At 67.1% G+C, this 4734-nt stretch carries 6 protein-coding genes; 1 reads left to right on the top strand and 5 read right to left on the bottom strand.

Annotation, left to right across the window (positions count from 1 at the left end; translation table 11 throughout):
• Positions 1 to 140: 140 nt before the first annotated feature.
• The 4 genes from VFG33_RS27975 to VFG33_RS27960 form a co-directional block, all read right to left on the bottom strand.
• Positions 141 to 971, bottom strand: coding sequence for an ABC transporter permease (locus tag VFG33_RS27975; protein WP_325055958.1), 831 nt, complete (start codon positions 969 to 971; stop codon positions 141 to 143).
• An 8-nt stretch (positions 972 to 979) separates the two neighbouring features.
• Positions 980 to 1945, bottom strand: coding sequence for an ABC transporter substrate-binding protein (locus VFG33_RS27970; protein ID WP_325055957.1), 966 nt, complete (start codon positions 1943 to 1945; stop codon positions 980 to 982).
• Between the two features lie 98 nt (positions 1946 to 2043).
• Positions 2044 to 2847, bottom strand: coding sequence for a FadR/GntR family transcriptional regulator (locus VFG33_RS27965; protein WP_325055956.1), 804 nt, complete (start codon positions 2845 to 2847; stop codon positions 2044 to 2046).
• A gap of 18 nt (positions 2848 to 2865) precedes the next feature.
• Positions 2866 to 3555 (bottom strand): nitroreductase family protein, encoded by a 690-nt coding sequence (locus VFG33_RS27960; RefSeq protein ID WP_325055955.1) that lies wholly within the window; start codon positions 3553 to 3555, stop codon positions 2866 to 2868.
• Positions 3556 to 3625: 70 nt separating this feature from the next.
• On the opposite strand from VFG33_RS27960, the gene VFG33_RS27955 reads away from it, so the two are divergent.
• Positions 3626 to 4525, top strand: coding sequence for a LysR family transcriptional regulator (locus VFG33_RS27955; protein ID WP_325055954.1), 900 nt, complete (start codon positions 3626 to 3628; stop codon positions 4523 to 4525).
• Here VFG33_RS27955 and VFG33_RS27950 read toward each other — a convergent pair.
• Positions 4522 to 4734: early set domain-containing protein (locus VFG33_RS27950; protein WP_325055953.1), on the bottom strand; the 213-nt coding region annotated here is incomplete at its 5' end. The genes VFG33_RS27955 and VFG33_RS27950 overlap by 4 nt on opposite strands.

Raw genomic sequence — 4734 nt, 5'->3', positions numbered from 1 at the left:
GTGGTCGAAGAACCAGAGTCGCCGCGTCTCGGCCACGATGTCGCGCAGCGGCGGGAAGAACAGCGAGGTGCTACTCGCACTCGCGAACCACCAGATCGCGACCAGACCGACCGGAAGCCAGCTGACCACCAGGATCCGCCTCATCCGGCTGCTCCGATCTGGTTTGCGCGTACGGACGGATGCCACGAGATGACCCGGCGCTCGATCAACCGCATCACCGCGTTGGTGGCGACGCCGAGCAGGGCCGCGCAGATGATGTAGGCGTAGGCGTCGTCGACGCGGTTGGCGTTCTGAGCCGCCGTGATCCTCTCGCCGATGCCAGGCGCACCGGCGATCAGTTCGGAGGTGACGGCCAGCAGCAACGCGATGGTGGCGGAGATCCTGATGCCGACGATGACCATCGGCAGGATGCTCGGCAGGAGCAGCTTCCGCCAGCGCAGTGTGATGGGAAGTCCGAAGCTGACGGCCACGTCACGCTGCACCGGATCCACCTCGCGGACGGCATAGATGCCATGGATCAGCAGGGGCCAGAACGACCCGTAGATGACGAGCACCAAGGCCATCTGCAGGGTCGGTCCGTAGAGCAGCAAGGCCAACGGGAGAAGGGTTACCGGTGGAATGGTTCGCAGTACGTCGATGACGATGTGCGAACTGCGGTCGGCGAAGCGGATCGAGCCGATCATCGCCCCGAGCGGCACCGCGACCACCACGGAGATGGCCAGCCCGAGCAGCGTCGTCGCCATCGTGTCGCCCGCGGCCTGCCACAGCTCCCGCTCGGTGAGCAGGTTACCGAGGGCCGTCAGACAGCTGGCGAGACCGGGCAGAGTCGCAGCACCCAACCAGAGACTCGCCAGCTGCCAGACGACCAAAGCGATCACCAGCGCCACCAGCCGCCGGACCACCCTGGGGGCGCCGGACTGAGCGCGAGCACCCAGCCCCGCGGTCAGTCCGGGGTTGATCACCGTGGTCATCACGGTGCTCACTTGGTGCCGCCGAGCAGCGCGTTCATATCCGGCTGCTTGGTCAGTACGCCGTACTTGTTGGCCAGGGCAAGCATCTTCGTCATACCGGCCGTGTCGGCGGCGTTCTCGGCGTAGATGGGCAACTTGATCCCTTGCAGCGTGGCGGCCGGAAGATCGGTGAAGGTGGCCGCGACCGTGCGGGACTTCGCGGGATCGGCATTGGCTGCCTTGCCGGCCGCGGAGACCGCGGTCATGAACTTGCCGATCGCGTCACCGTTGGCATCGGCGTACTTGGCGGCCGAGATGAAGATCGTGGACGGGAAGCCGGCCACGGAGTACGCCTGCGGCGCGATCACGGTGGTCAGCCCCTCCTTGGTTCCAGCGGACAGGAACGGCTCGACCACCATGGCCGCATCGACTCGCTTGGCCTCGACGGCCGCCGCCATCTGGGGGAACGGCAACTCGACGAACTTGACCTTGCTGGAGTCGCCGCCGCGCGCATCGATCGCGGACTTGGCAGTGAGCTGCGCTCCGCCGTTGAGCTGGTTGACCGCAACGGTCCGACCGGACAGGCCGGCCACATCCTTGATCGACGCGTCGGCGGTCACGATCCCCGAGTAGTCCTTGGCCGGATCGTCCGGCGACACCGTCACCGTGCCGACCACGCGGAGCGGCACGTTGTTGGCCGCCGATTGCAGAGTGCCGACCGCATCGCCGAGGGCGATGTCGAGCGACCCGTTGAGAAGCCGCGGGACAGCGTCCGCCCCCGACTGGATGACGGACAGGTCGACCGCCACGCCCTGGTCGGCGAAGTACTTCTCGCGCCCCAGGTACACCGCGATCGACGCGGTCGACGGGCTGACGCCCACCTTGATGTGCACGAGGCCGTCGGAGGTCGTACTGACCTGAGCCGGACCTGTAGAGCTGCAGCCAGCGCCTGTCAGCGCGACCACGATGAGCGGAACGCCCCACCATCGCCTCATGTTTCCTCCAGGTTTCCGATGGCACACCACGCTGCGCCCTCAGGCACCAAGTGTCAAGGTCTCTTGGTGACTTTAGTTCCTGGAAGTTGAATTTGCGACTACCGGCGCATGATCAGCTCGGTTACCGCGGCCGCGAATCGCGGATCCGACAGCTTCATCTCCCGGTCGATCTCGGTGCCGAACAGCTTCCCGGTCGCCTGACCGTGGTACGAGCCGACGGCCGCTCGCAGCCGGTCGGCATCCCGCGCCGCCACCGCGTCGACGATCTCGGCGCGCAGGTCGGCGAGCGCCTTGGTCCAGTCGCGCCAGAACGTCTCCGACTCGGGGAACACCTCGATCTCCAGGACCACGAGCGCGCGGACGAGGAAGTCGGCGAACACGCCCATCAGCGGCCGGTGCGCGGCGTGGGCCAGCGCGCGCAGGAAGGACTCGACCCCGAACAGGATCTCCTCCCGCGTCTGGCCGGCCAGAATCGCGTCCCTGGCGTTGGCCAGGCGGACGATGTCGTCGGCGGTCGCATTCTCGATGACGTAGTCGACCGACCCCAGGTTGAGCGTCTCCAACAGCCGGATGATGTCGGTGGCCGTGACACCCTCGAGCTGCGCGGCCGTCGCCAGCGACGACAGCGCGATGTCGTCCGTGTGGGCGGTGACGTAGGTGCCACTGCCATGGCGGGACTGCACCAGGCCCAGCGCAGCGAGCGCGCGGATCGCCTCCCGGACCGTCGGCGCACTCACCAGGAAGTGCTCGGAGAGCATCTTCTCGCTCGGCAGCCGCGAGCCGCGCGGCAGCTCGCCGCGGGCGATCTGGTCGCGCAGCACCTCGATGATCTGCTCGGCCGAACGACTGCGGCTGACAATGCCGTCACGCGGCACGGATATTGCTGGACGTCCCTTGGTCACCTGATGACTTTAGCGCGCCTAGAGCACGATCAGGGCATCCTCCAGCGGTTTGCGCTCCAGATCCGGTACTTCGCAGTCGCCGGCCGGGTAGCCGACCGGGAAGAGGATGTACGGGCGCTCGGTCGACGGCCGACCCAGCTCCTTGGCCAGGAACGACATCGGATTCGGGGTGTGTGTCAGCGTCGCGAGCCCCATCGTGTGCACCGCGGCGATGAAGAAGCCGCAGGCGATCCCGACGCTCTCGGACACGTAGTAGTTCTTCCGCAGACTCCCGTCCGGCATCCGGGTGTGTTTCTGCGCGAACGCGACCACCAGCCAGGGCGCGATCTCGAGGTACTCCTTGTGCTCGTCGGTCTCCAGTGGACCGAGCGCCGCGTGCCAGTGCGGGAGATCCCGGTCGCGGTAGAACTTCCGTTCCTCTTCTTCGGCGGCCAGTCGCACATGTCGCTTGAGCTCCGGGTCACTGGTCGCCACGAACGTCCACGGCTGATGGTGCGCTCCACTCGGGGCGGTGTTGGCAGCGCGGACCGCCACTTCGATCGCCTCGCGCGGGACGGGGTCCGGGGAGAACCAGCGGACCGATCTACGCCGATCCAGTTCCTGGTAGAACTCCTCGCCGCGGCGAAGGCCGTCCTTGATCGGCACCCGCGGCGGGAGGTACGGCACGAAGGGGTGCTGGTGGGTGCGAGTGCTGGTTGTGGGCGCCATCCTTCGACGGTGGCATGCCGGGTGCCATGAGTCCAGCTTGGAAAACTTCGCTCATCCATATAGTGAGCTTATGAGTCTGCCCAACGTGTCACCGCGACAGCTCGAGTATCTGGTCGCGATCGCCGAGACCGGCGGCATCACCACTGCCGCCGCGCAGTGCCACGTGTCGCAGTCCGCGGTGTCGCTGGCGGTTGCTGAGCTGGAGCGCGCGCTGGAGGTCAGGCTGGTACTCCGCGGATCGCGGCGCGGGACCCGACTGACCTCCGCCGGCCAGCAGGTGGTCGGCGATGCGCGCAAGGTCCTGGCTGCCCTGTCGGACCTCGGCGCCGGTGCTCGCAGTCTGGGGCAGGAGATCGCGGGGCGACTCACAGTCGGGTGCTACGCGCCGATCGCGCCGTTCCACCTGCCCGCGGCGATCGCCGGCTTCCGGGAAGTCCATCCGGGGGTGGAGGTGCAGTTCATCGAAGGCACCTTGCCCGAGATGCAGCGGTACCTGCTCGACGGACGCTGCGAACTCGCCTTCCTCTATCAGCAGGAACTCCAGCCCGGCATCGACACCGTAGTACTGCATGATCGGGCGCCTTCTGTTCTGCTGCCCACAGGTCATCGGCTCGAGCGTCGGCGGGCCGTCGCGTTGGCGGACCTTGCCGGTGAGCCTTTCGTACTGCTGGATGTTCCACCTAGTGAGCACTACTTCCGGGCGGTGTTCGAGGCTGCGGGCCTGGAGATGTCACCTGCGTATCGGGCAGGCAGTTTCGAACTGGCTCGCGCGCTCGTTGCCCGTGGCATCGGTTATTCGCTGGCGGTGCAGAAACCGCTGGTCGACCTCAGCTATGAAGGATTCCCGGTGGTGACGCGGTCGCTCAAGGACAAGGTTCCGACGACGCCGGTGGTGATGGGCTGGGCCGGTGGACGGCTGACCCGGCGCGCTGAGGCCTTCCTCGCCCTCTGCCGAGCGATGTTCGCCTAGCAGCAACCACTTCCGCAGGGACAGCAGCAGGGCAACGCGACCGAGGGTGCACCGCCGCCGAGGGCTGTCGCTTTGACGCCTGCGGCTGTGGTGGCCGGAACGATGCGGACGATCTTGGACGCCGAGGGGATGTTGCGCCAGTCGCGGAGGGTCAGCAGGTACATCCCGGGCGGGAGGATCGCCGGGTTCGCGTCGATCTTGAGGTTGAC

Source organism: Kribbella sp. (genome assembly GCF_035687465.1).
Lineage (GTDB): Bacteria > Actinomycetota > Actinomycetes > Propionibacteriales > Kribbellaceae > Kribbella.
This window is presented reverse-complemented; position numbering and strand designations above follow the sequence as displayed.